Source organism: Streptomyces sennicomposti (assembly GCF_019890635.1).
GTDB lineage: Bacteria > Actinomycetota > Actinomycetes > Streptomycetales > Streptomycetaceae > Streptomyces > Streptomyces sennicomposti.
The window spans coordinates 12,300-35,434 of record NZ_JAIOAB010000066.1 but is presented as its reverse complement, the minus strand read 5'-3'; the positions used below and the strand labels follow the sequence as shown (position 1 = coordinate 35,434).

Annotated in this window: 20 protein-coding genes, 1 pseudogene and 2 riboswitches; of the genes and pseudogenes, 14 read left to right on the top strand and 7 right to left on the bottom strand. The window is 71.9% G+C overall.

The features are described 5' to 3' along the window. Nucleotides 1-24: 24 nt before the first annotated feature. From K7787_RS27095 to gcvT, 5 genes are all read right to left on the bottom strand, one after another. Nucleotides 25-1,311: an HNH endonuclease gene (locus tag K7787_RS27095; RefSeq protein WP_223003263.1), complete on the bottom strand. Its 1,287-nt coding sequence runs from the start codon at nt 1,309-1,311 to the stop codon at nt 25-27. A gap of 70 nt (nt 1,312-1,381) precedes the next feature. Further along, on the bottom strand, nt 1,382-2,749 hold the full coding sequence (locus tag K7787_RS27090) for an L-serine ammonia-lyase (RefSeq protein WP_009190728.1): 1,368 nt from the start codon (nt 2,747-2,749) through the stop codon (nt 1,382-1,384). 124 nt (nt 2,750-2,873) lie between these two features. Beyond that, entirely contained in the window at nt 2,874-4,136 is a 1,263-nt protein-coding gene (glyA, locus tag K7787_RS27085) for a serine hydroxymethyltransferase (RefSeq protein WP_009190729.1), read from the bottom strand. An 11-nt stretch (nt 4,137-4,147) separates the two neighbouring features. Further along, nucleotides 4,148-4,525 (bottom strand): glycine cleavage system protein GcvH, encoded by a 378-nt coding sequence (gene gcvH / locus K7787_RS27080; protein WP_009190730.1) that lies wholly within the window; start codon nt 4,523-4,525, stop codon nt 4,148-4,150. 111 nt (nt 4,526-4,636) lie between these two features. Then, nucleotides 4,637-5,764, bottom strand: coding sequence for a glycine cleavage system aminomethyltransferase GcvT (gene gcvT / locus K7787_RS27075; RefSeq protein ID WP_009190731.1), 1,128 nt, complete (start codon nt 5,762-5,764; stop codon nt 4,637-4,639). Between the two features lie 78 nt (nt 5,765-5,842). Continuing rightward, nucleotides 5,843-5,959, bottom strand: a riboswitch (glycine riboswitch). Then, nucleotides 5,960-6,060, bottom strand: a riboswitch (glycine riboswitch). Between the two features lie 167 nt (nt 6,061-6,227). Here gcvT and K7787_RS27070 point away from each other — a divergent pair. From K7787_RS27070 to K7787_RS27025, 10 genes and pseudogenes are all read left to right on the top strand, one after another. Next, entirely contained in the window at nt 6,228-6,929 is a 702-nt protein-coding gene (locus K7787_RS27070) for an AAA family ATPase (protein WP_223003262.1), read from the top strand. A 41-nt stretch (nt 6,930-6,970) separates the two neighbouring features. Then, nucleotides 6,971-7,774: an enhanced serine sensitivity protein SseB gene (locus K7787_RS27065; protein ID WP_164387951.1), complete on the top strand. Its 804-nt coding sequence runs from the start codon at nt 6,971-6,973 to the stop codon at nt 7,772-7,774. 169 nt (nt 7,775-7,943) lie between these two features. Further along, the gene (locus K7787_RS27060; RefSeq protein WP_009190734.1) at nt 7,944-8,738 is read left to right on the top strand and encodes an enhanced serine sensitivity protein SseB C-terminal domain-containing protein; all 795 of its coding nucleotides are present in this window, start codon (nt 7,944-7,946) and stop codon (nt 8,736-8,738) included. Nucleotides 8,739-9,152: 414 nt separating this feature from the next. Beyond that, nucleotides 9,153-10,151, top strand: a complete 999-nt coding sequence (locus K7787_RS27055) for an ABC transporter permease (RefSeq protein WP_009190735.1) — start codon at nt 9,153-9,155, stop codon at nt 10,149-10,151. A 58-nt stretch (nt 10,152-10,209) separates the two neighbouring features. After that, entirely contained in the window at nt 10,210-11,955 is a 1,746-nt protein-coding gene (locus tag K7787_RS27050) for an ABC transporter substrate-binding protein (RefSeq protein WP_106434054.1), read from the top strand. Between the two features lie 71 nt (nt 11,956-12,026). Then, the gene (locus K7787_RS27045) at nt 12,027-13,034 is read left to right on the top strand and encodes an ABC transporter permease (protein WP_009190737.1); all 1,008 of its coding nucleotides are present in this window, start codon (nt 12,027-12,029) and stop codon (nt 13,032-13,034) included. Beyond that, on the top strand, nt 13,031-14,125 hold the full coding sequence (locus K7787_RS27040) for an ABC transporter ATP-binding protein (RefSeq protein WP_009190738.1): 1,095 nt from the start codon (nt 13,031-13,033) through the stop codon (nt 14,123-14,125). Before K7787_RS27045 ends, K7787_RS27040 begins: the two co-directional genes overlap by 4 nt. Further along, a pseudogene (locus K7787_RS32490) lies at nt 14,122-15,322 on the top strand (ABC transporter ATP-binding protein); the annotation flags it as partial. The gene K7787_RS27040 and the pseudogene K7787_RS32490, both read left to right, overlap by 4 nt. Nucleotides 15,323-16,112: 790 nt before the next feature. Continuing rightward, nucleotides 16,113-17,504 carry a M1 family metallopeptidase gene (locus K7787_RS27030; RefSeq protein ID WP_223003261.1) on the top strand — a complete coding sequence of 464 codons (1,392 nt, stop codon included), beginning with the start codon at nt 16,113-16,115 and terminating at the stop codon, nt 17,502-17,504. Nucleotides 17,505-17,568: 64 nt separating this feature from the next. Further along, nucleotides 17,569-18,225 (top strand): trimeric intracellular cation channel family protein, encoded by a 657-nt coding sequence (locus tag K7787_RS27025; protein ID WP_164389022.1) that lies wholly within the window; start codon nt 17,569-17,571, stop codon nt 18,223-18,225. Here the strand turns inward: K7787_RS27025 and K7787_RS27020 are convergent. After that, nucleotides 18,134-19,399: an alpha/beta hydrolase gene (locus K7787_RS27020; protein WP_223003260.1), complete on the bottom strand. Its 1,266-nt coding sequence runs from the start codon at nt 19,397-19,399 to the stop codon at nt 18,134-18,136. The genes K7787_RS27025 and K7787_RS27020 overlap by 92 nt on opposite strands. Before the next feature lie 154 nt (nt 19,400-19,553). On the opposite strand from K7787_RS27020, the gene K7787_RS27015 reads away from it, so the two are divergent. Further along, nucleotides 19,554-20,420, top strand: a complete 867-nt coding sequence (locus K7787_RS27015) for a thioesterase family protein (RefSeq protein WP_169435566.1) — start codon at nt 19,554-19,556, stop codon at nt 20,418-20,420. Nucleotides 20,421-20,477: 57 nt separating this feature from the next. Here K7787_RS27015 and K7787_RS27010 read toward each other — a convergent pair whose 3' ends face one another. Continuing rightward, complete coding sequence (locus tag K7787_RS27010) at nt 20,478-21,104, bottom strand: TetR family transcriptional regulator (protein ID WP_009190744.1); 627 nt, start codon at nt 21,102-21,104, stop codon at nt 20,478-20,480. A gap of 152 nt (nt 21,105-21,256) precedes the next feature. On the opposite strand from K7787_RS27010, the gene K7787_RS27005 reads away from it, so the two are divergent. The 3 genes from K7787_RS27005 (at nt 21,257) to K7787_RS26995 (ending at nt 23,108) form a co-directional block, all read left to right on the top strand. Then, on the top strand, nt 21,257-21,421 hold the full coding sequence (locus K7787_RS27005) for a hypothetical protein (protein WP_043261318.1): 165 nt from the start codon (nt 21,257-21,259) through the stop codon (nt 21,419-21,421). A 94-nt stretch (nt 21,422-21,515) separates the two neighbouring features. Next, nucleotides 21,516-21,782 carry a hypothetical protein gene (locus tag K7787_RS27000; RefSeq protein WP_009190746.1) on the top strand — a complete coding sequence of 89 codons (267 nt, stop codon included), beginning with the start codon at nt 21,516-21,518 and terminating at the stop codon, nt 21,780-21,782. Between the two features lie 156 nt (nt 21,783-21,938). Then, nucleotides 21,939-23,108 (top strand): cysteine desulfurase family protein, encoded by a 1,170-nt coding sequence (locus K7787_RS26995; protein ID WP_223003259.1) that lies wholly within the window; start codon nt 21,939-21,941, stop codon nt 23,106-23,108. Nucleotides 23,109-23,135 lie beyond the last annotated feature (27 nt).

Here is a 23,135-nt window from a genome sequence, read left to right as displayed (position 1 = left end):
CTGCGGACACGTGCGGCGGCGGCCTCAGATCGGGCCGTGCAGACCGGGAGGCGCGGCGGCGCGATCCGAAGCACCGCTGCCCGGCGAGCCCTCGGCGGGCGGTATGTCCTGGGCCCGCGTCGGCACCCCGGCGTGGCGTTCCGCCGCGACGCGGAGCAGTATCCCGCGCAGCGTTTCGCGGGTGCTGCCCCGTGTCTTCACAGCATGGCAGTTGGGGCAGAGCGCCACCATCTGACTCGGGTGGTCACGGCCCCCGTCCGCGAGTTCCACGACGTGGTCGACCTCGAGGATCGGATGGCGCCGGTCGGTCACATCGGCGGGCTGGCCCGTGCACCGCGGGTTCTCGCAGCGCCCTTCGCTGCGCCCCAGCACCAGACGGCGGGCGGTGAGCGAACGCTTGGGACTCAGCGTCGTACGCCGGACCCGGTCCCGACCGGCTTCCGCTTCCCGCTGCTCGATGAGCCGGCAGCCGCGCTCGTACTCGGCGGCCGTGATGAGCCACGGTTCCGGCTCCGCCGCGGTCGGGCCGGTGACGCCGGGCGTCTCGAGGCCGGCCAGGCCGACATCGGCGAGCAGCGGGGTGTGGTCGAGGCCGTCGAAGAAGGTGCCGACCAGTTCGTCGATCACGGCCAGGCGGGTCACCTCGGAGTCCCGGAACAGCTCGTACAGCGGCTCGGCCAGGCCGCCGACCGGCTGGTTCCCGGTGAACCAGCGGCGTACTGCGGCGTCGCCGTGCGCGCTGGGCCCGGGCCCCGTGTGGCCGTGCAACGTCCAGATCCCGACGCGGTGGAGGGCGGCGACGGGGTAGTCGGGGCGCGGCCGCTCGCCGCGCATGCCGTGCCGGGTGAGGAGGGCCGCGAGGGCCTTTTCGGTCGCGGACCAGGCAAGCAGCCGGGGCTCGCCGCGCGCGGCCCGGCCCATGGCCCACAGCAGGGTGATCGGCTGATACAGGGCGGGATGCCCGGAGGAACGGTTCACCTTGAGGTGCGTGACCCGGTGCAGGAGCTCGTCCGCGGTGGGGCCGGCCGCCGGGGGCTGTTCCGTGACCTCGAAACCGAGGGTCCTCAGCAGTCCGGCGGCGTGCGCCGCGCCGCCGGAGAAGTCGGCCGCGGTCAGCGCCCGCCGACCGGGCAGGAAGCCGTGGGCGGCGCCGACGATCGCCTTGGAGTCGTACTCCCGGCCCCCGTACGACAGCAGATAGCGGCGGGCGCGCCCGAAGCGGTAGAGGTCGAGGAAGGCGTCCCGGCCGAGCCGGTCGCACTCCTCGATCGCCTTCTCGACCTCGCGGCGCGTGATGTCGGTCAGTGCCATGGCCGAAGAGTAGGGGACGGCACTGACACGCCCCCGGGCCACCGGAACCGGGGGCCCGGAGCCCGCTCCCTCAGCACTCGATGATGTTCACCGCCAGCCCCCCGCGGGCCGTCTCCTTGTACTTGACCGACATGTCCGCGCCGGTGTCCTTCATGGTCTTGATGACCTTGTCCAGGGAGACCTTGTGGGAGCCGTCGCCGCGCAGGGCCATGCGGGCGGCGGTGACCGCCTTGACCGCGGCCATGCCGTTGCGTTCGATGCAGGGGATCTGGACGAGGCCGCCGACCGGGTCGCAGGTGAGGCCGAGGTTGTGCTCCATGCCGATCTCGGCGGCGTTCTCCACCTGCTCGGGCGTGCCGCCCATCACCTCGGCCAGGGCGCCCGCCGCCATCGAGCAGGCGGAGCCGACCTCGCCCTGGCAGCCGACCTCGGCGCCGGAGATCGAGGCGTTCTCCTTGAACAGCATGCCGATCGCGCCGGCCGCGAGCAGGAAGCGGACCACGCCGTCCTCGTCCGCGCCCGGGATGAAGTCGATGTAGTAGTGCAGGACGGCGGGGATGATGCCGGCCGCGCCGTTGGTGGGGGCGGTGACGACCCGGCCGCCGGCCGCGTTCTCCTCGTTGACCGCCATCGCGTAGAGGGTGATCCACTCCATCGAGCGGGCCGCCGCGTCGCCCTCGGCGCGCAGCTGGCGCGCGGTCATCGCGGCCCGGCGGCGCACCTTCAGGCCGCCGGGCAGGATGCCCTCGCGGCTCATGCCGCGCCCCACGCACGCCTGCATCACCCGCCAGATCTCCAGCAGGCCCGCCCGGATCTCCTCCTCGGTGCGCCAGGCCCGCTCGTTCTCCAGCATCAGCGAGGAGATCGACAGGCCGGTCTCCTTGGTCAGGCGCAGCAGCTCGTCGCCGGTGCGGAAGGGGTACTTCAGGACCGTGTCGTCGAGCTTGATCCGGTCGGCGCCCACCGCGTCCTCGTCCACGACGAAGCCGCCGCCCACCGAGTAGTAGGTCTTGGTCATGAGTTCGGCGCCCGAGGCGTCGTACGCCCACAGGGTCATGCCGTTGGCGTGGTAGGGCAGCGCCTTGCGGCGGTGCAGGACCATGTCGTCGTCGAAGGAGAAGGCGATCTCGTGCTCGCCGAGCAGGCTGAGGCGCCCGTCGGCCTTGATCTTCTCCACGCGCGCGTCGGCCGTCTCCACGTCCACCGTGCGCGGCGAGTCGCCCTCCAGGCCGAGCAGCACCGCCTTCGGGGTGCCGTGGCCGTGGCCGGTCGCGCCGAGCGAGCCGTACAGTTCCGCGCGCAGCGACGCGGTGCTCTCCAGCAGGCCCTCGCCGCGCAGCCGGCGGGCGAACATGCGGGCCGCGCGCATCGGGCCGACCGTGTGGGAGCTGGACGGGCCGATGCCGATCGAGAACAGGTCGAAGACCGAGATGGCCACGGGGGACTCCTCAAGACGGGGGTGAGGCGAGGGGGGAGGGCGGGGACACCGCGCGGGCGCCGGGATCGCCGGTGCGCGCGGTGTCCCCGGGCGACTTGCTCGTCCGGACCTGCCGGTCCTGGACCTACTTGTTCAGACCCGGGTACAGCGGGTGCTTGTCGGCCAGGGCGGTCACCCGGGCCTTGAGGGCCGCCGCGTCGTACGACGGCTTCAGCGCCTCCGCGATCACGTCCGCGACCTCGGCGAAGTCCTCGGCGGTGAAGCCGCGGGTGGCCAGGGCCGGGGTGCCGATCCGAAGGCCGGAGGTGACCATCGGGGGCCGTGGGTCGTTCGGGACGGCGTTGCGGTTGACCGTGATCCCGACCTCGTGGAGGCGGTCCTCGGCCTGCTGGCCGTCCAGCTCCGAGTCGCGCAGGTCCACCAGGACCAGGTGCACATCGGTGCCGCCGGTCAGCACGTCCACGCCGGCCGCGCGGGCGTCGTCCCGTACCAGGCGCTCGGCCAGGATGCGGGCGCCCTCCAGGGTACGCCGCTGGCGCTCCTTGAAGTCGTCGGAGGCGGCCACCTTGAAGGCCACCGCCTTCGCGGCGATCACATGCTCCAGCGGGCCGCCCTGCTGACCGGGGAAGACCGCGGAGTTGATCTTCTTGGCCAGCTCGGCCGTGGACAGGATCACACCGCCGCGCGGACCGCCGAGCGTCTTGTGGGTCGTGGTGGTGACCACGTGGGCGTGCGGCACCGGGTTGGGGTGCAGGCCCGCCGCGACCAGACCGGCGAAGTGCGCCATGTCGACCATCAGGTACGCGCCGACCTCGTCCGCGATCCGGCGGAACTCGGCGAAGTCCAGCTGCCGCGGGTAGGCCGACCAGCCGGCCACGATCAGCTTCGGCTTGGACTGCTTGGCCAGCTTCTCCACCTCGGCCATGTCGACCAGGCCGTCCTCGCCGACGTGGTAGGCGACCACGTCGTAGAGCTTGCCGGAGAAGTTGATCTTCATGCCGTGGGTCAGATGGCCGCCGTGCGCCAGGTTCAGGCCCATGATCGTGTCGCCGGGCTTGAGCAGGGCGAACATCGCGGCGGCGTTCGCCTGCGCGCCGGAGTGCGGCTGCACATTGGCGTGCTCGGCGCCGAACAGCTCCTTGACCCGGTCGATCGCGATCTGCTCGACCACGTCGACGTGCTCGCAGCCGCCGTAGTAGCGGCGGCCCGGGTAGCCCTCGGCGTACTTGTTGGTGAGGACCGAGCCCTGCGCCTCCATGACCGCGACCGGGGCGAAGTTCTCCGAGGCGATCATCTCCAGCGTGGACTGCTGGCGGCGCAGCTCGGCGTCGACCGCGGCGGCCACGTCCGGGTCCAGCTCGTGCAGGGGCGTGTTGAGAACCGTCATCGCGTCCGTCCTCAGCCCGCGTTCTGCGCGGCGTACTCGTCGGCGCTCATCAGGTCGGCCGGCTCCTCGGCGATGCGCACCTTGAACAGCCAGCCGCCCTCGAAGGGCTCGGAGTTCACCAGCGACGGGTCGTCCACCACGTCCTGGTTGATCTCCGTGACCTCGCCGCTGACCGGGGAGTACAGGTCGGACACCGACTTCGTGGACTCCAGCTCGCCGCAGGTCTCGCCCGCGGCCACCGTGGAGCCCACCTCCGGGAGCTGGGCGAAGACGACGTCGCCGAGCGCGTTGGCCGCGAACTCGGTGATGCCGACCGTCGCGACGCCGTCCTCGGCGGGCGACAGCCACTCGTGCTCCTTGCTGTAACGCAGCTGCTGGGGGTTGCTCATGGCCTGAATTCTCCTGTACGCGGGAGGGTGCTGGTGAATGAGGGACTGCGGAAGGCACGGGTGAGCAGGGGCGGGGCGCCCCTGGATCACGACGGTCCGGTTACGACGGTGTCACTTCTGCCGCTTGTAGAACGGCAGTGCCACGACCTCGTACGGCTCGTGGCTGCCCCGGATGTCCACGCCGACGCCCTCGGCGCCGGGGGCGGCGTGCGCGGCGTCGACGTACGCCATGGCGATCGGCTTGCCGAGGGTGGGGGAGGGGGCGCCGGAGGTGACCTCGCCGATCACCTCGCCGCCGGCCACCACCGGGTAGCCCGCGCGCGGGACGCGCCGGCCCTCGGCGACCAGGCCGACCAGGACCCGCGGCGGGTTCTCGGCGGCGCGCTCGGCGGCCCGACGGAGGGCCTCGCGGCCGACGAAGTCGCCCTCCTTGCCGAACTTGACGACCCGGCCGAGCCCCGCGTCGAACGGCGTCAGCGACGTCGTCAGCTCGTGCCCGTACAGCGGCATGCCCGCCTCCAGGCGCAGCGTGTCGCGGCAGGAAAGACCGCACGGGATCAGCCCGGCGTCCGCGCCGGCGTCGGTCAGCGCCTGCCACAGCTTCTCGGCGTCGGCCGGGGCGACGAACAGCTCGAAGCCGTCCTCGCCGGTGTAGCCGGTGCGCGCGATCAGCGCCTGCACGCCCGCCACCGTGCCGGGCAGACCGGCGTAGTACTTCAGGCCGGCCAGGTCGGCGTCGGTCAGCGACTGGAGGATCGCGGGGGAGGCCGGACCCTGCACGGCGAGCAGCGCGTACGCGTCGCGGTCGTCGCGGACCTCCGCGTCGAAGCCGGCCGCCCGCTCGGTCAGCGCGTCCAGCACCACCTGGGCGTTGGAGGCGTTGGCGACGACCAGGTACTCCGTCTCGGCCAGCCGGTAGACGATCAGGTCGTCCAGGATGCCGCCGTCCTCGCGGCAGATCATCGTGTACCGGGCGCGGCCCACGCCGACGGAGGCGATGTCGCCGACCAGGGCGTGGTTCAGCAGGGCGGCGGCCTCGGGGCCGGTCACCGCGATCTCGCCCATGTGGGAGAGGTCGAACAGACCGGCCCGGGTGCGCACGGCCACGTGCTCGTCGCGCTCGGAGCCGTAGCGCAGCGGCATGTCCCAGCCGGCGAAGTCGGTCATCGTCGCCCCGAGCGAGCGGTGCAGCGCGTCGAGCGCGGTGTGGCGCAGCGGATGGGAGGCGGAACTGCTCATCGGTCGGTCTCCAAGGCGAGGCGGTCTCCCCGCGCCGGCGCGCGCCGGACGTCGGGGAGGACGAGGACAGGGCTCGTGTCCTCCCCATCTGTCATCGGAACCTGAGAGGTTCGCCATGACCGCCGTCGCACGGACGGATCACGGCTTGCACCTTGGGTGGAGCCACTGCGGCAGCGGCCCGCTTTTCAGATGTGCCTCGCCCGCGCGGTAACGGGGCCTGAGAGATTCAAGGGAGGGACTTGCTCCTTCGGCGCCCCGTGCAGACATGCTGCCGGGGACTCTCCCGCGCGGATTCAAGCGGCCGGTATGCAGTTGGCGCGCCCATCATTGCACGGCTCGCCGCCGCCCGGCAGGGCCGCATCTGTAACCGGCCTGTGGCAGAACGCGTACGGAAACAACGGGGACCGCGCATTACGTTCTCTTTACCGAGGGTAGGTGAACCGTCACCACCCAGGGGAGGACGATGACGGTGAACAGGACCGTGCCGGCGTACGCCGCGACCCACGCCCCCGCGCTGCCCGCCGCGCGCACCGGCCGCGCCCGCGCGCACGGCGGGCGGGGCGGCCCCGCGCCCGCCGTCCGCGACCTGCGCGAGCGGCCCGGCCGCGGCCCGCGCGCCCTGCTCTTCGGCCCCCGCGACCTGGTCGTGGTCACCGGACTGCCCGGCAGCGGCAAGTCCACCCTGATCCACCGCGCGGCCGACGGCCTGCGCATCGACTCCCAGGACGCCCGCGACCGCTTCGAGGCCCGCCTGCCCGGCCGCCTCCCCTACGCCCTCTACCGCCCCCTGGTCCGCCTCGCCCACTACGCCGCCCTGCGCCGCGCCCTCGCCACCGGCGAGCCGGTCGTGGTGCACGACTGCGGCACCCAGACCTGGGTCCGCTCCTGGCTGGCCCGCGCCGCCCGCCGCCGCGGCGCCGCCCTCCATCTGCTGCTGCTCGACGTCACCCCCGAAGCCGCCCTCCAGGGCCAGCACCGCCGCGGCCGGGGCGTCTCCCGGCACGCCTTCGCGCGCCACCGCCGCTCGGCCGCCCGGCTGCTGCGCGCTCTCGAGCGCGGCGAGGTCCCGGCCGGCTGCGGCTCGGTGGTGCTGCTGGACCGCGCGGCGGCCGGCCGGCTGCACCGGATCGGGTTCACCGGTGAGGGCGCGGGCGGCACCCGTTAGCCTTTCGGTCACATCAGTGGTTCCCAGCAGGCGGTAGGCAGATGGACTTCCCGGCGGACTTCTCCGCGGACTTTCCGGGGGACTTCCCGGTACCGACACACCCCCAGCCGCACGGCGGCTGGCCCGGCAACGAGCTGGAGGAAGTGCTCTCGGCCTCCCTCGGCGTGCCCACGGCCGGCGCCCGGATCGTCGAGGTGCTGGGCCGCAGCTTCCTGTGGGTGCCGCTGCCCAACGGCGGCGGCCCGCACAGCGGCCCCCTCGACCTGCCCGCCCTGGAGATCGACGGCCAGGCCTACGTGCCCGTCTTCAGCTCCGAGGAACAGCTGCGCCAGGCCGCCGGCGCGCACATGGCCTACACCATCGCGCCCGCCGTCGAGTTCGCCCGCGGACTGCCCCCGCAGATCGGCCTCGCCCTCAACCCGGACGGCGTCGTCGGCATCCCGCTGCCCCCCCAGGCGGTCGCCGAGCTGTGCCGGGCCGGGCGCACCGAGCTGGACGGCCCGGCGGGCGGCGGCCGGGTCCGCCTCTTCGAACCGGACTGGCAGGACGACCCGGTGGACTTCCTCGCCGCCGCCTCGGCCGAGTTCGACCAGGCGGGCGTCGTCGTCAGCGCCCGCCGCTGCCTGGCCGCCATCGAGACGGCCGACCCGGTGATGTTCATAGGCGTCGAACTGGCCCAGTGGGAGGGCGATCTGCGCGCCCGCCCCCTGGACGCCCTCGGCCGCGCCCTGGCCAAGGCCCCGGTCAAGTGGCCGGTGAACCTGGTCCTCATGGACGTGGCCGACGACCCGGTCATCGACTGGCTGAGGGAAAAGGTCCGCCCCTTCTACCAGTACGGCCGCTGACGGCGCCGCCGGAAGGGCGCGGGGCCGTGCCGGTGCGCGGCTTCGCCGCGGGGCGCGACCGGCCGGGCACGGCCCGCACCCGCGAAACCACGACAGCCACCGAGTCAGTGGGCGGCCTTAAGCTAGACGCACAGCTCGGTGAGGAGTTTTACGAAGGGGCGGTAAAAGGGTGAGCGCCAGCGCGAGCGGCACCGCGGCCGGGCACGTGGAGCAGATGCTGCGCCAGGTGGCCCCCGGCCGCTACGACGCCTACGAATCGCTCCTCCACGCCCTCGCCGCCCCCGCCACCGGCCAGGTGTGGATGCTGCTGTGGCACGGTCAGGCCGGCGCCCCCGACGCCCAGTACGGCCACATGGAGGTCGGCGGCCACGGCTACGCGCCCTGCGTCACCTCCGCCCAGGAACTCTCGGCGAGCGGCTGGATGCGCTCGTACGAGGTGGTGGACGCCCTCGACGTCGCCCGCACCCTCTACCCCGACCGCTACGGCCTGTGGCTCAACCCGCACGCGCCGGGCGGCGGCGTCGGCATCCCCTGGCTGGACCTGCGCCGGATCGCGGCCGGACTGGACCGCCAGCCGGCCGGACCCCTCAGACTGTCCGAACCCACCATCGAGATCCCGCAGTTCTACGCCCTGCTCACCCAGAACGCCCACCGCACCCCGGCGCTGCGCTCGCTGCGCCGGGCCTGGGTGCAGCCGGCGTACGGGGCGCCCTACCTCGCCATCGGCCTGGACGTGTACGACGCCTCGCCGCCGGCCGTGGACTCGGTGCGGGCGATGATGCAGCGCTCCATCGGCGCCGTCCCCGACGGGCTGCCGGTCTCCACGGTCGCGATGTCCGACGAGTTCGACCCGGTGGCGATGTGGCTGCGCGCCAACTCCCGCCCGTTCTACGACCGCGACGCCCACGCCGCCCCGGGCGCGGCCGGCGGCTACGGTTACCCGCCGGTCGGCGGCGCTTACTGACCGCAGCGGCCCGGCGTGGCCGCTTTCCGGTTTGCACACAGGATCTTCGCACCACCGCCTCCTCTGCGCGCGTAGATTGTCGGCGATTGGACCCGAACCGCGCGGGATCGCCCTTGTGTCCTAACTGTTCAGCGTTCGGGGTGCGTTACCCACTGTTCGGATAACGGAATCCCCCGGACTGCATCACGGTTGCGCATACTTTCGCCGTCAGCTCTGGCGGGTGATCGTGACCACGCTGAAGACTCGCGAGTCAGACACGAGGTCGACGACCCCGTGTTCAAACGCGAGTTGACGTAACAGCCGGGTCACAGTGGCCGCCACCATCTGCGGCCGGAACCCGGCAACCAAGTACCAAACGCCGCGCACAGCGGCAGGCGCAAGCCGGTCACCACCGGCGAGAGGGGTCGGGTCACTGTGACCGCACCGATCGAGACCACCGGGGCGACAGCCGAAGCACAGCCCGAGGCTGTGCTCGCCGGCGCCGGTGAGGGGCGGATCGAGGGTCGTTCTCTCGGGCAGATCGCCTGGTCCCGGTTCAAGAAGGACAAGGTCGCCGTCACCGGTGGCGTCGTCGTGCTGCTGCTGATCGTCCTGGCGATCGTCTCGCGCCCCCTGCAGGCCCTGCTCGGCCTCGACCCCAACGCCTTCAACCAGGACCTGATCGACCCCAACACCTCGCTGCCCAGCGCCGGCTGGGGCGGCATGAGCCTGGACCACCCCCTCGGCGTGGACCCCAAGTTCGGCCGCGACATCGCCACCCGCATCCTCGAGGGCTCCTGGGTCTCCCTGGTGGTCGCCTTCGGCGCGACCGTCCTGTCCAACGTGATCGGCGCGATCATGGGCGTCGTCGCCGGCTACTACGGCGGCCGGGTCGACTCGGTCATCAGCCGGCTGATGGACACCTTCCTCGCCTTCCCCCTCCTGCTCTTCGCGATCGCCATCTCCGCCACCCTCCAGGGCGGCGCTTTCGGGCTCAACGGGCTGCCGCTGCACCTGAGCGTGCTGATCTTCGTGATCGGCTTCTTCAACTGGCCCTATCTGGGACGCATCGTCCGGGGCCAGACGCTCGCGCTGCGCGAGCGCGAGTTCGTGGACGCCGCCCGGGGCATGGGCGCCAAGGGCCCGTACATCCTGTTCCGGGAACTGATGCCCAACCTGGTCGGCCCGATCATCGTCTACTCGACGCTGCTCATCCCGACCAACATCCTCTTCGAGGCGTCCCTGAGCTTCCTCGGCGTCGGCATCCAGCCCCCGCAGGCCTCCTGGGGCGGCATGCTCCGGGACGCCGTCACCTACTACGAGGTCGATCCCCAGTACATGATCGTGCCCGGCCTCGCCATCTTCATCACCGTCCTCGCGTTCAACCTGCTCGGCGACGGTCTCCGCGACGCTCTCGACCCGCGCAGCCGCTGACGCCTGCAACCCCGAGAGACACGACAAGTTTCCGACAATGGAGGGGAACCCGCCCATCATGCGTAGGTCAGCGCTGGCCGCAGTTGCGGCCATCGGCTCCGTGAGCCTGCTTCTCGCAGGCTGCAGCAAGGCCGATGACAACAAGAACGACAACGGCAAATCGGCTGGGGCCAACGCCGCGACCAAGGACGTCGTCAACGCCTCCAGCAAGAAGGGCGGCACGCTCACCTACGAGCTGTCCGACGTCCCGGACTCCTTCGACCCCGGCAACACGTACTACGCGTACATGTACAACCTCAGCCGGCTGTGGGCCCGTCCGCTGATGACCTTCGAGCCCGGCCCGGGCGAGAAGGGCAACACCCTCGTCCCCGACCTCGCCGCGAGCAAGGGCGTGCCGAGCGACGGCGGCAAGACCTGGACGTACAAGCTGCGTTCGGGCCTGAAGTACCAGGACGGCACCGCGATCACCTCGAAGGACGTCAAGTACGCCGTCGAGCGGTCCAACTTCGCGCGTGACGTGCTCTCCCTCGGCCCGAACTACTTCCAGCAGTTCCTGGCGGGCGGGGACAAGTACAAGGGCCCCTACAAGGACAAGAGCGCCAAGGGCCTGTCCTCCATCGAGACGCCGGACGACACCACGATCGTCTTCCACCTGAAGCAGGCGTTCCAGGAGTTCGACTACCTCGTCGCCGCCCCGCAGACGGCCCCGGTGCCCCAGGCCAAGGACAAGGGCGTCGACTACGTCAAGAGCATCGTGTCCTCGGGCTCGTACAAGTTCCAGAGCTACGACGAGGGCAAGCAGGCCGTCCTCGTGCGCAACGAGAACTGGGACCCGAAGACCGACCCGCTGCGCAAGCAGCTGCCGGACAAGATCGTCGTCAAGCTGAAGGTCAACCCGGAGACGGTCGACCAGGACGTCCTCGCGGGCAACGCGATCGACCTCGGCGGCACGGGCGTCCAGGCGGCGACCCAGGCCAAGATCCTCAACGACTCGTCGATGAAGGCCAACACGGACAACACCTACGGTGGCCGTCTCGTGTACCTGGCGATCAACACCACGGTGAAGCCGTTCGACAACGTCGCCTGCCGCAAGGCCGTGCAGTACGCGATCGACAAGGTCTCGGTGCAGACCGCCGAGGGCGGCCCGATCCGCGGTGAGATCGCCTCCACCGTCCTCCCGCCGGACATCCCGGGCTACGCCAAGGCGGACGCCTACGCGACCGCGGGCAACAAGGGCGACGCCGCCAAGGCCAAGGAGCAGCTGAAGGCCTGCGGCAAGACGGCGATCACCACCAACATCTCCGCGCGCAGCGACCGTCCGCAGGAGATCGACGCCGCCACGGCGATCATCGCCTCGCTGAAGAAGGTCGGCATCAACGCCAACCTGAAGCAGTTCCCGTCGGGCAAGTACTTCACCGACTACGCGGGCGTCCCGAAGTTCACCCAGCAGCAGAACATCGGTCTGATGATGATGCAGTGGGGCGCCGACTGGCCGTCCGGCTACGGCTTCCTGCAGCAGATCCTCAACGGCAAGGCCATCAGCCAGTCCGGCAACACGAACCTGTCGCAGTACAACGACAAGGACGTCAACGCCCTGCTGGAGAAGGCCATCGCGACTCAGGACACCACCGAGCGCAACAGCCTCTACACCCAGATCGACAAGAAGACCATGGACGACGCCGTGATCGTCCCGCTGGCCTACTTCAAGGTCCTGCTGGCCCGCCCGCAGAACGCCACCAACGTGGTCTCCACTGCGGCCTTCAGCGGTCAGTACGACTACCTCAACATCGGCACCACGAAGTAGCAGCCCCGGAAGGCAGGTGAAGGCATTGGCGCCCGCGGGTTCGTCACCCGCGGGCGCCGGCGCCGGCCCCCGTGATCTCGTACATCCTCCGCCGGACGTTCGCGGCAGTGATCCTGCTGTTGGTCGTCTCCGCGGTCACCTTCGCCATCTTCTTCCTGCTGCCACGGCTGGCCGGCCAGACCGCCGACCAGCTGGCTACGCAGTACCTGGGCAAGAGCCCGTCGAAGGCCGACATCCTCGCGGTCAAGCACAACCTCGGTCTGGACCAGCCCCTCTACGTCCAGTACTGGCACTTCATCAAGGGGATCGTGGCCGGCGCCACCTATGACCTGGGTCCGACCACGGTGCACTGCAACGCACCGTGCTTCGGCTACTCCTTCAAGACCCACCAGGCGGTCTGGCCGGAGCTGACCTCCCGCATCCCGATCACCGGGTCGCTGGCCGCCGGCGCCGCCGTGCTGTGGCTGCTGTCGGGCGTGGCGGTCGGTGTCGTCTCCGCGCTCAAGCCCCGCTCGTTCTTCGACCGCGCGTTCATGGGCGTCGCCCTCGCCGGTGTCTCGCTGCCCATGTTCTTCACGGGCCAGCTGGCCATCCTGCTGTTCCGGGTCCAGTGGCCGATCTTCGGCCGCGACTACGTGCCGTTCACCGAGAACCCCTCGCAGTGGGCCAACACGCTGTTCCCCGCCTGGTGTTCGCTGGCGCTGCTGTACTCCGCCATCTACGCCCGGCTCACCCGCTCGGGCATGCTCGAGACGATGAACGAGGACTTCATCCGCACCGCCCGCGCCAAGGGCCTGCGCGAGCGCAAGGTCGTCGTCCGGCACGGACTGCGGGCCGCGCTCACCCCGATCATCACCGTCTTCGGCATGGACCTCGGTCTGCTGCTCGGCGGCGCCGTGATCACCGAGTACGTGTTCTCGCTGCACGGCGTGGGCGAGTACGCGGTGCAGGGCATCACCGACAACGACCTGCCCAAGATCCTCGGCGTGACCCTGCTCGCCGCCTTCTTCGTCGTCATCGCAAATCTCCTGGTGGACCTGCTCTACGCGGCCGCCGACCCGCGGGTGAGGCTCTCGTGACCGAACTCTCCAAGACCGGCGCCGCAGTGAGCGAGCCGGCCGCCACCGAGAAGGATTCCAAGGCCTTCCTCGACGTCCGCGACCTCAAGGTGCACTTCCCCACCGACGACGGCGTGGTCAAGTCCGTCGACGGGCTCAGCTTCAAGCTGGAGAAGGGCAAGACCCTCAGCGTGGTCGGCGAGTCCGGCTCCGGCAAGTCGGTCACCTCGCTGGCCGTCATGGGCCTGCACCGGCTCGGCGCCCGCGGCAAGAACGTCCGGATGTCCGGCGAGATCTGGCTGGACGGCAAGGAACTGGTCTCCGCCGGCCCGGACGAGGTGCGCAAGCTGCGCGGCCGCGAGATGGCGATGATCTTCCAGGACCCGCTGTCCGCGATGCACCCGTACTACACGGTCGGCAACCAGATCGTGGAGGCGTACCGCACCCACCACCAGGTCAGCAGGAAGGCCGCCCGGGCCCGGGCGATCGAGATGCTGGACCGGGTCGGCATCCCCGAGCCGGCCAAGCGCGCCGACTCCTACCCGCACGAGTTCTCCGGCGGTATGCGCCAGCGCGCGATGATCGCCATGGCGCTGGTCAACAACCCCGAGCTGCTGATCGCGGACGAGCCGACCACCGCCCTGGACGTGACCGTCCAGGCGCAGATCCTCGACCTGATCCGGGACCTGCAGAAGGAGTTCGGCTCCGCGGTCATCCTCATCACCCACGACCTCGGCGTCGTCGCCGAGATCGCCGACGACGTGCTGGTGATGTACGGCGGCCGGTGCGTGGAGCGCGGCCCGGTCGAGGAGATCTTCGAGCGGCCCCAGCACCCCTACACCTGGGGCCTGCTGGGCTCGATGCCGCGCATCGACCGCGAGACCTCCGAACGGCTCATCCCCGTCAAGGGCCAGCCGCCGAGCCTCATCAACGTCCCCTCGGGCTGCGCCTTCCACCCGCGCTGCCCCTACGCGGACCTCCCCAAGGGGAACGTCACCCGGACGGTGCGCCCCGAGCTGCAGCAGGTCGACGGCGGCCACTGGTCCGCCTGCCACCTCTCGCCGGAAGACCGTACGCGGATCTGGACCGAAGAGATTGCGCCGAAGCTGTGAGTGAGACGAACAAGACGGACGCCGCGGCCGAGGCCACCGCGCCGGAGCGGGGCGCGGCCGACGACCGCGAGGTGCTGCTCAAGGTCACCGGCCTGACCAAGCACTTCCCCATCAAGAAGGGCATCCTTCAGCGCCAGGTCGCCGCGGTGAAGGCGGTCGACGGCATCGACTTCGAGGTGCGCAAGGGCGAGACCCTGGGCGTCGTCGGCGAGTCGGGCTGCGGCAAGTCCACGATGGGCCGGGTGATCACCCGCCTCCAGGACCCGACCGGCGGCACGATCCACTTCGAGGGCCAGGACATCACCCGGCTGAACGCCGGTCAGATGCGCCCGCTGCGGCGGGACATCCAGATGATCTTCCAGGACCCGTACGGCTCCCTGAACCCGCGCCACACCATCGGCTCGATCGTCTCCGCGCCGTTCCGGCTCCAGGGCGTGACGCCCGAGGGCGGCGTGAAGAAGGAGGTCCAGCGGCTGCTGGAGCTGGTGGGCCTGAGCCCCGAGCACTACAACCGCTACCCGCACGAGTTCTCCGGCGGCCAGCGCCAGCGCATCGGCATCGCCCGCGCGCTCGCGCTCAAGCCGAAGCTGGTGGTGGCCGACGAGCCGGTGTCCGCGCTGGACGTGTCGATCCAGGCCCAGGTCGTGAACCTGATGGACGACCTCCAGGAGGAACTGGGCCTGACGTACGTGATCATCGCGCACGACCTGTCCGTCGTCCGGCACGTCTCGGACCGGATCGCGGTGATGTACCTCGGCAAGATCGTCGAACTTGCCGACCGGACCTCGCTGTACGAGGCGCCGATGCACCCGTACACCAAGGCGCTGATGTCGGCCGTGCCGGTGCCGGACCCGAGGCGCCGGGGGCAGAAGAGCGAGCGCATCCTGCTCAAGGGCGACGTGCCCTCGCCGATCGCCCCGCCGAGCGGCTGCCGCTTCCACACCCGGTGCTGGAAGGCGACGGAGATCTGCAGGACGACCGAGCCGCAGCTGGTGGAGCTGAAGCCGGGGCAGCGGGTGGCGTGCCACCACCCGGAGAACTTCGCCGACCAGGCCCCGCAGGACACCGTCCTGCTGTCGGCGGCGAAGGAGGCGGCGGAGCTGGTCTCGGAGGAGGCCCTGGCCAAGTCCGCCGAGACGTCGGCGGCGGTGGCCGCGGCCGAACTGACCCCGGCCGCCGAGGCGTCCCCGGCCACCGAGGCGTCCGCGACCGAGCCCGCGACCGAGGCGCCGGTCGAGGCCCCGGCCGACGACGAGGCCGAGGCCCCGGCGGAGGCCACGAAGGCTCAGGCCACGGAGAAGGCGGCGGCGGCCGAGGCCCCGGCCGGGTCCGGGGCCACCGAGGAGAAGGCCGTGGACGCCGCCAAGGCGGAAGCCGCCACCGAGGCGAAGACCGAGCCGGTGGCGGACGAGTCCGCCGACGGCGACGCCCCGGCCGGGACCCCGGCCGACAAGGCCGCGCCCGCGGCTGCGGCGCAGCCCGCCGGCGACGCCCCGGCGAAGTCGGCCGAGGCGGACGCTTCTGCCGACGCCGAACCGGAGGCGGCCCCGGCCGACGAAGCCGCGCCCGCGCCCGCGAGCGCGGCCGAGGCCACGGGCGGCGACGAGCCCGAGGCGGAGCCGGCGACCGGGACGGAGGCTGCGGACGTGGCCCCGGCCGAGGACGAGGCGAAGCCCGCCTCGGCCGTCGCCGAGCCCGAGCCCGCCGAGGCCGCGAAGAAGACCGTGGCCGAGAAGACCGCCGCCAAGAGGACCGTGGCCGGGAAGTCCGCCGCCAAGAAGACCGCCGCCGCCAAGAAGCCCGCCGCCGAGGACGCGCAGCCGGCCGAGGGCGGCGACGGAGAAGACGGCGGCAGCGCGCGTCAGGAGTGATCCTCGACTGAGGCATGACAAGTTGGCAAAGTCATGCACATGACCGAACGGGAGAGTGAAGAGTCGTCCCCGTACGTGCGATCCACCGATCGACGCACGCGCGAAGGGATGACCTCATGGCACTCTCCCGTTCGGCACGTCTGGGAGCCGTCGTCACCGCGGCGCTCTCCTTCCTGACCGTCGCCGCCTCCCGCGCCCCCATCCACGGCGCACCCGGCATCGGCGACCCCTACTTCCCCGAACTGGGCAACGGCGGCTTCGACGCCCGCCACTACGCCCTCGACATCGCCTACGACCCGGCCACCGGCCGCCTCGACGGCCGTACCACCCTCACCGCCCGCGCCACGGACGACCTCGCCTCCTTCGACCTGGACCTCCAGCAGCTCACGGTTACGAGCGTCGAGGTGGACGGCAGACGCGCGCGGTTCACCCGCGACGGCGACGAGCTGCGCGTCACCCCGCGCCAGGCGCTGCGCAAGCACCGCGACTTCGAGGTCACCGTCACCTACGGCGGGGTGCCCCAGCCGCTGAGCGGCCCCATCGTCTTCGGCTCGAAGTACGGCTGGATGAAGACCGCGGACGGCGTCTTCGTCGCCTGCGAGCCCAACGCCGCCTCCACCTGGTTCCCCTCCAGCGACCACCCCTCCGACAAGGCGACCTACGACATCCGCATCAAGGCCCCCAAGGGCCTGACCGGCGTGTCCAACGGCAAGCTGGTCTCGACGTACGACCGGGGCGGCTCGACGTACACCCACTGGCGCGAGAGCCGGCCCATGGCCACCTATCTCGCCACCGCCACCATCGGCAAGTTCGACGTGCGCACCGGGAAGACCCCCTCCGGCATACCGATCTACGTGGCCGTCGACCCCGTGCTGAAGAACAGCAACAGCGTCGACGTGTACGCCGTCACCGCCGCGGCCACCGACTACTGGTCGAAGGTGTTCGGGCCGTACCCGTTCGAGGAGACCGGCGCGATCGTCGACGACATGCCGGAGGCCGGGTTCTCCCTGGAGGTGCAGAGCAAGCCGGCGTACTCGGCGGTGCGCAGCGAGACGACCATCGTGCACGAGCTGGCCCACCAGTGGTTCGGCGACTCGGTGTCCGTCGCGCACTGGAAGGACATCTGGCTCAACGAGGGCTTCGCCACCTACGCACAGTGGCTGTGGGCCGAGCACCAGGGCGCCCGCACCGCGCACGACGCCTTCCGCGCCGCCTACGACTCCCTCCCCGCCGACAGCTCCTTCTGGCAGATCAAGGTGGCCGACCCGCAGCGGGACACGATGTTCGCCTCCGCCGTCTACAACCGCGGCGCGATGACGCTCCAGGCGCTGCGCGAACGCATCGGCGACAAGGCGTTCTTCAAGCTGCTCCCGGCCTGGACCAAGGCGCACCGCTACGGCAACGCGAACACGTCCGAGTTCGTCCGCCTCGCCGAGCGCGTCTCGGGGCAGCGGCTGGACGGCCTGTTCGACACATGGCTGTACACGACGGGCAAACCCGCGCTCTAGCCCTGTAGGCCCCACCACGCCTTGCATCGCAAGGCGCACCCCGGATCCTGAGTAAGAATGTGGGGTGCTTCAGCAACTGTTCAGCCCCTCCGTCCAGCACAGCGTGGACATGGTCGGCATCTTCGTGTTCGCCATCTCCGGCGCGCTGCTGGCCGTCCGCAAGAACTTCGACGTCTTCGGCATCGCCGTCCTCGCCGAGGTGACCGCGCTGGGCGGAGGGCTGTTCCGCGACATCGTCATCGGGGCCGTGCCCCCGGCCGCCTTCACCGACCTCGGGTACTTCCTCACGCCGCTGCTGGCCACGGCCGTGGTCTTCTTCCTGCACCCGCACGTGGAGCGCATCCAGCGGGCGGTCTACGTCTTCGACGCGGCCGGCCTCGGCCTGTTCTGCGTCTCCGGGACGACGAAGGCGTACGACTACGGGCTCAGCCTCACCTCGTCGGCCACCCTCGGCCTGGCCACCGCGGTCGGCGGCGGCGTGCTGCGCGACGTGCTCGCCAACGAGGTGCCCTCGCTGCTGCGCTGGGACCGCGACCTGTACGCGGTCCCGGCGATCGTCGGCGCGACGATGGTGGTGCTGTGCATCCACTACGACGCGCTGAGCCCGCTGACCACCGCGCTGGCGGCGGTCACCGCGTTCGTCCTGCGCCTGCTCGCGATGAAGTACCACTGGCGAGCTCCGCGGGCGTGGAACCGGCGTTCGACCGTCCGGGAGGAGTAGCCGGGCCGTGCGGTGCGGCGGGGGAGCCGGGGCCCGGGCGCGGGCCGGCCGCCCTGCCGTCCAGCACCTCGGTCAGCCAGCGGAACGCCGTCGGCACCTGCGGCCGCCACAGCGCCATGGTGTGCCCGCCGGCGCTGCGCGGCAGGAACACCGGGCGCACGGTCGTCGGGGCCTTGGCGACCTGCGCGAGGGCCACCGCGGCCTCGTAGCCGTCGCCGGCCTCGCCGGACAGGTAGAGCGCGACGCGCGGCGGGGTGCGGGCCTCGCGCAGCAGGACGTAGGGGTTGTTCGCCCGGCGCAGCGCCACGCTCTGGGCGGCCAGCGAGTCGCGCTCGCCGATCGGGTCGTTGTAGCCGGACAGGCTGATCGCGGCCCGGTAGCGGTCGGGGTGGGCGACGGCGAGCTTGGCGGCGCAGTGGGCGCCGGCCGAGTAGCCGGCGGCGGCCCAGCCGTCCGGGGCGGGCAGGGCGCGGAAGTTGTCCGTGACCATCTTGGGCACGTCGATGCTCAGCCAGCTGTCGGCGTTGACGGTGCCGGGGATGTTGGCGCAGCCGGTGTCGGCCTTGGCGATCAGGTTGGTGCGCGGGGAGACCAGGATGAAGGGGGCGACCCGGCCGGCGCGCATCAGCGGCTCCAGCTGCTCGTGCACGTGCATCGACCCGAACCAGGCCTTCGCCGAGCCGGGGTAGCCGGACAGCAGCTCGACCACCGGGAACTTCCTGTCCCGGTAGGCGGGGTCGTCGTACTGCGGCGGCAGCCAGACGTAGACCTCCGCGTCCACGCCCGAGACCCGGCCCTTGAGCCGGGTGACGCGGACCCCGCCGGCCGCGTGCATCCCGGGGCCGTCGGCCCGGCCGAAGTCCTGCCTCACCTTGGGCAGTTTCCGGTAGGCGATGCCGCCGGTGCCGTCGGCGCCGAGGTCGGCGGCCTTGCGCACATGGTCGCCGGTGCCGAGCAGGTCGGCCCAGTCGTCGTACAGGTTGTTGGCGTTGTTGACCAGGACGAAGACCAGGGTGACGGCCGTGGCCTGGGTGAACAGCAGCATCAGCGCGCGCACCGCGGCGCGCAGCGGGCGGGGGCCGCGCAGCCGCGTCCACAGCAGGAACGGCAGGGCCAGCGCGACCGCGGCCAGCGCGACGGTCGTGTACAGGAACGCGGTCCCGGTGAGGCTCATGTCCCTCCAGAGGGGATTTCGGGTCGTCCGGTCACGCGCGAGTGCGGAGACTTACCAGGACATTGCCGAAATCTCACCCGGGGCGACGGAGGTGTTCACCTGACCGCAACAAGCAAAGCTACCGCTTAGTATTTTCCTGTTGTACGGTTCGGTCATGTCACAAGCAGCCTCCGCCCCGGCCGCGCGGGCCACCGTCGGCGACAGCGAGTTCGACCGGGACACCGCGGTCGCCCGACGCGCCCCGGGCGTGTACGACATCGACCTCTCCGCCGGCTGGACGATCATCAACGCCGTCAACGGCGGCTATCTGCTCGCCGTCCTCGGCCGCGCGCTCGCGGACGCCCTGCCGCACCCGGACCCGTTCACCGTCTCGGCCCACTACCTGACCGCGTCGCGGCCCGGCCCGGCCGTCGTGCGCACCGACGTGGTCCGCACCGGCCGCACCCTCTCCACCGGCCAGGCCTCCCTCTTCCAGTACGACGACGACGGCCGGGAGGTGGAGCGCATCCGCGTCCTCGCCTCCTACGGCGACCTGGCCGCGCTGCCCGACGACGTGCGCACCACCGCCGAGCCGCCCGCGATCCCGCCGGTCGAGCAGTGCTTCGGCCCGGAGGACGGGCCCGCCCCGGTCGAGGGCAGCTCGGCCATCGCCGACCGCCTGATGCTCAAGCTGGACCCGGCCACCCTCGGCTGGGCGCTCGGCGCGCCCTCCGGCAAGGGCGAGATGCGGGCCTGGTTCGGGCTCGCCGACGGCCGCGACCCCGACCCGCTCTCCCTGCTGCTCGCGGTGGACGCGCTGCCGCCGACCGCCTTCGAACTCGGCCTCAAGGGCTGGGTGCCGACCGTCGAGCTGACCGTCCACGTCCGCTGCCGCCCGGCCCCCGGCCCGCTGCGGATCTCCATCACCACCCGCAACCTCGCCGGCGGCTTCCTGGAGGAGGACGCCGAGGTCTGGGACAGCGCCGACCGGCTGGTGGCGCAGTCCCGCCAGCTCGCCCGCGTCCGGCTCGGCCGGGACTGAACGCACGCCGGCGCCCGCGCCCCGGGCCGCGAGGACGGCTCCTCGCGGCCCGGGGCGTCAGTCGAGCCAGTGCCGGCGGCCGATGCTGATCAGCCGCAGCTGCCGGGTGGCGAGCCGCGTGACCCGCTCGCGCTCGGGCGACGGCGCGGGCGGCGCCTCCAGGAACAGCGAGGCGGTGACCAGCATCTGGTCGACGTAGAGATGGGCCAGCATGAGCAGGTCGTCCTCGCTCCAGCCCGCCGACTGCGGGTCCTTGGCCAGCTCGTCGCGCACCTCCCGGGCGAACCGGGCCAGTTGCTCCTGGATCGCCTCCCGCACCGGCTGCACCCCGCCGTGCCGCTCGCGGGCGATGAAACGCACATGGGCGGGGAACGCGTCCACATGACGGGCGATCAGCCCGACGGCGCGCGCGATGCGCTCCTCGCTGTCGTCCACCTCGGACACCGTCGTCCGGATCATCGGGTGCAGGCCGCCCAGCGCCTCCTCGACCAGCGCCACCCCCAGGTCCGCCGTGCTGTGGAAGTGCCGGTAGAAGGCGGTCGGGGCGACGCCGACGGCGCGGGTGACCTCGCGCAGACCCAGGCTGCTCAGGCTCTGCTCCTCCAGCAGGCCCAGGGCCGCGTCCAGCAGCGCCCGCCGGGTCTTCAGCTTCTGCGCCTGCCGCACGCCGAGAGTGTGACTCATGCCATGCAGTTAACAACTGTTCTCCGGAATTTCCAAGCGATCGCGCACGCTAGACTCGATAGTCAGTGAACAACTGTTACTACAAGCGTTCACCGTACGTTCCCGGGTGCGCCGCCCGCTCCCGGGAGAACGCTGGAGGGGGATTCCGTCCCATGCTGTTCCTCGTCGCCGCACTGCTGCTGTTCGGGGTGACCCTGGGCACCGTGGCCCACGCGCCGCTCGGCCTGAGCGCCGCGGCCGCCGTGGTCATCGCCGTCTGGCTGGGGATCTTCGCGCTCCGCGAGCGCCACACCCGCCGGCGCGGCCCGTCCCACTGACCCCGCGCACCGACCGACGCGGCGCCCCCGGGCGTACCGCTCCGGCGGTCCGCACCAGGGCAGACCGACCGTCCGACCGTAGGGAGCACGCACCATGCACCTCACCGCACCGGCCACCCGCAGCACCGGACTGCACGACGCCGACGGCGCCGCCGTCGCGTCCTTCGTCCTCGGCCTGCTCGGCCTGCTCGTCCTCAACGTCGTCCTCGGCCCCATCTCCATCGCGCTGGCCGCCGTCGCCCTGTGGCGCGGCACGCACCGCCGCGGCCGCGCCCTGCTCGGCCTCTCCCTCGGCGTCGCCGACCTCCTGGTCCTCGCCGCCTTCATGCACGCCGACCACACGGTGTCCTGGGGCTTCTAGGGCCTCTCGTCCGGATCGGGCCGGATCCGGACGGAAGACCCTGGCCGCCGCGTCCCCGGACCCGCGCCCGCCGCCCGGCCGCGGCCGGGGCGGCGGAGACTCGGCGCGACCGCGCCCCGGGGCCAGGGCGGGGCGCCCCGTAGAATCGGGCGCACCATGGCTTACCTCGACCACGCCGCGACCACGCCGATGCTCCCCGAGGCGGCAGAGGCGATGACCGCCGCGCTGGCCGTCACCGGCAACGCCTCCTCCCTGCACGCGTCCGGCCGCCGGGCCCGCCGAACGGTCGAGGAGTCCCGCGAGACCCTCGCCGAAGCCCTCGGCGCGCGCCCCAGCGAGATCGTCTTCACCGCCGGCGGCACCGAGGCCGACAACCTCGCCGTCAAGGGCCTGTTCTGGTCCCGCCGCGCCGCCGACCCGGCCCGCACCCGGGTCCTGGCCAGCCCCGTCGAGCACCACGCCGTCCTCGACGCCGTGCACTGGCTCGGCGAACACGAGGGCGCCACCGTCGAGTACCTCCCCGTCGACTCCTACGGCCGCGTCCACCCCGAAGCGCTGCGCGAGGCCGTCGCCCGCGACCCCGCCGACGTCGCCCTGGCCACCGTCATGTGGGCCAACAACGAGATCGGCACCGTCCAGCCGGTGCGCGAACTGGCCGAGGCCGCCGCCGAGTTCGGCGTCCCGCTGCACGCCGACGCGGTCCAGGCCGTCGGCCAGGTCCCGGTCGACTTCGCGGCCTCGGGACTCGCCGCGATGACCGTCTCCGGCCACAAGATCGGCGGCCCGTACGGCATCGGCGCCCTCGTCCTCGGCCGCGAGCACACCCCCGTGCCCGTGCTGCACGGCGGCGGCCAGGAACGGCACGTGCGCTCCGGCACCCTCGACGTGCCCGCCATCGCCGCGTTCGCCGTGGCCGGCCGGCACGCCGCCGAGCACCGCGAGCGGTTCGCCCGGGAGATCGGGGCGCTGCGCGACCAGCTGATCGCCGCCGTCCGCGACGCGGTCCCCGACGCGATCCTCAACGGCGACCCCGCACCCGGGGGACGCCTCCCGGCCAACGCCCACTTCACCTTCCCCGGCTGCGAGGGCGACTCCCTGCTGCTTCTGCTGGACGCCCAGGGCATCGAGTGCTCCACCGGCTCCGCCTGCACCGCCGGCGTCGCCCAGCCCAGCCACGTCCTCCTCGCCATCGGCACCGACCCGGACCTCGCCCGCGGCACGCTGCGCTTCTCCCTCGGCCACACCTCCACGCAGGCGGACGTGGAGGCGGTCGCCAAGGCCATCGCCCCGGCGGTGGAACGGGCCCGGGCGGCGGGGCTCAGCTGAACAGGGCCTGACCAGGTCAGACTTTGA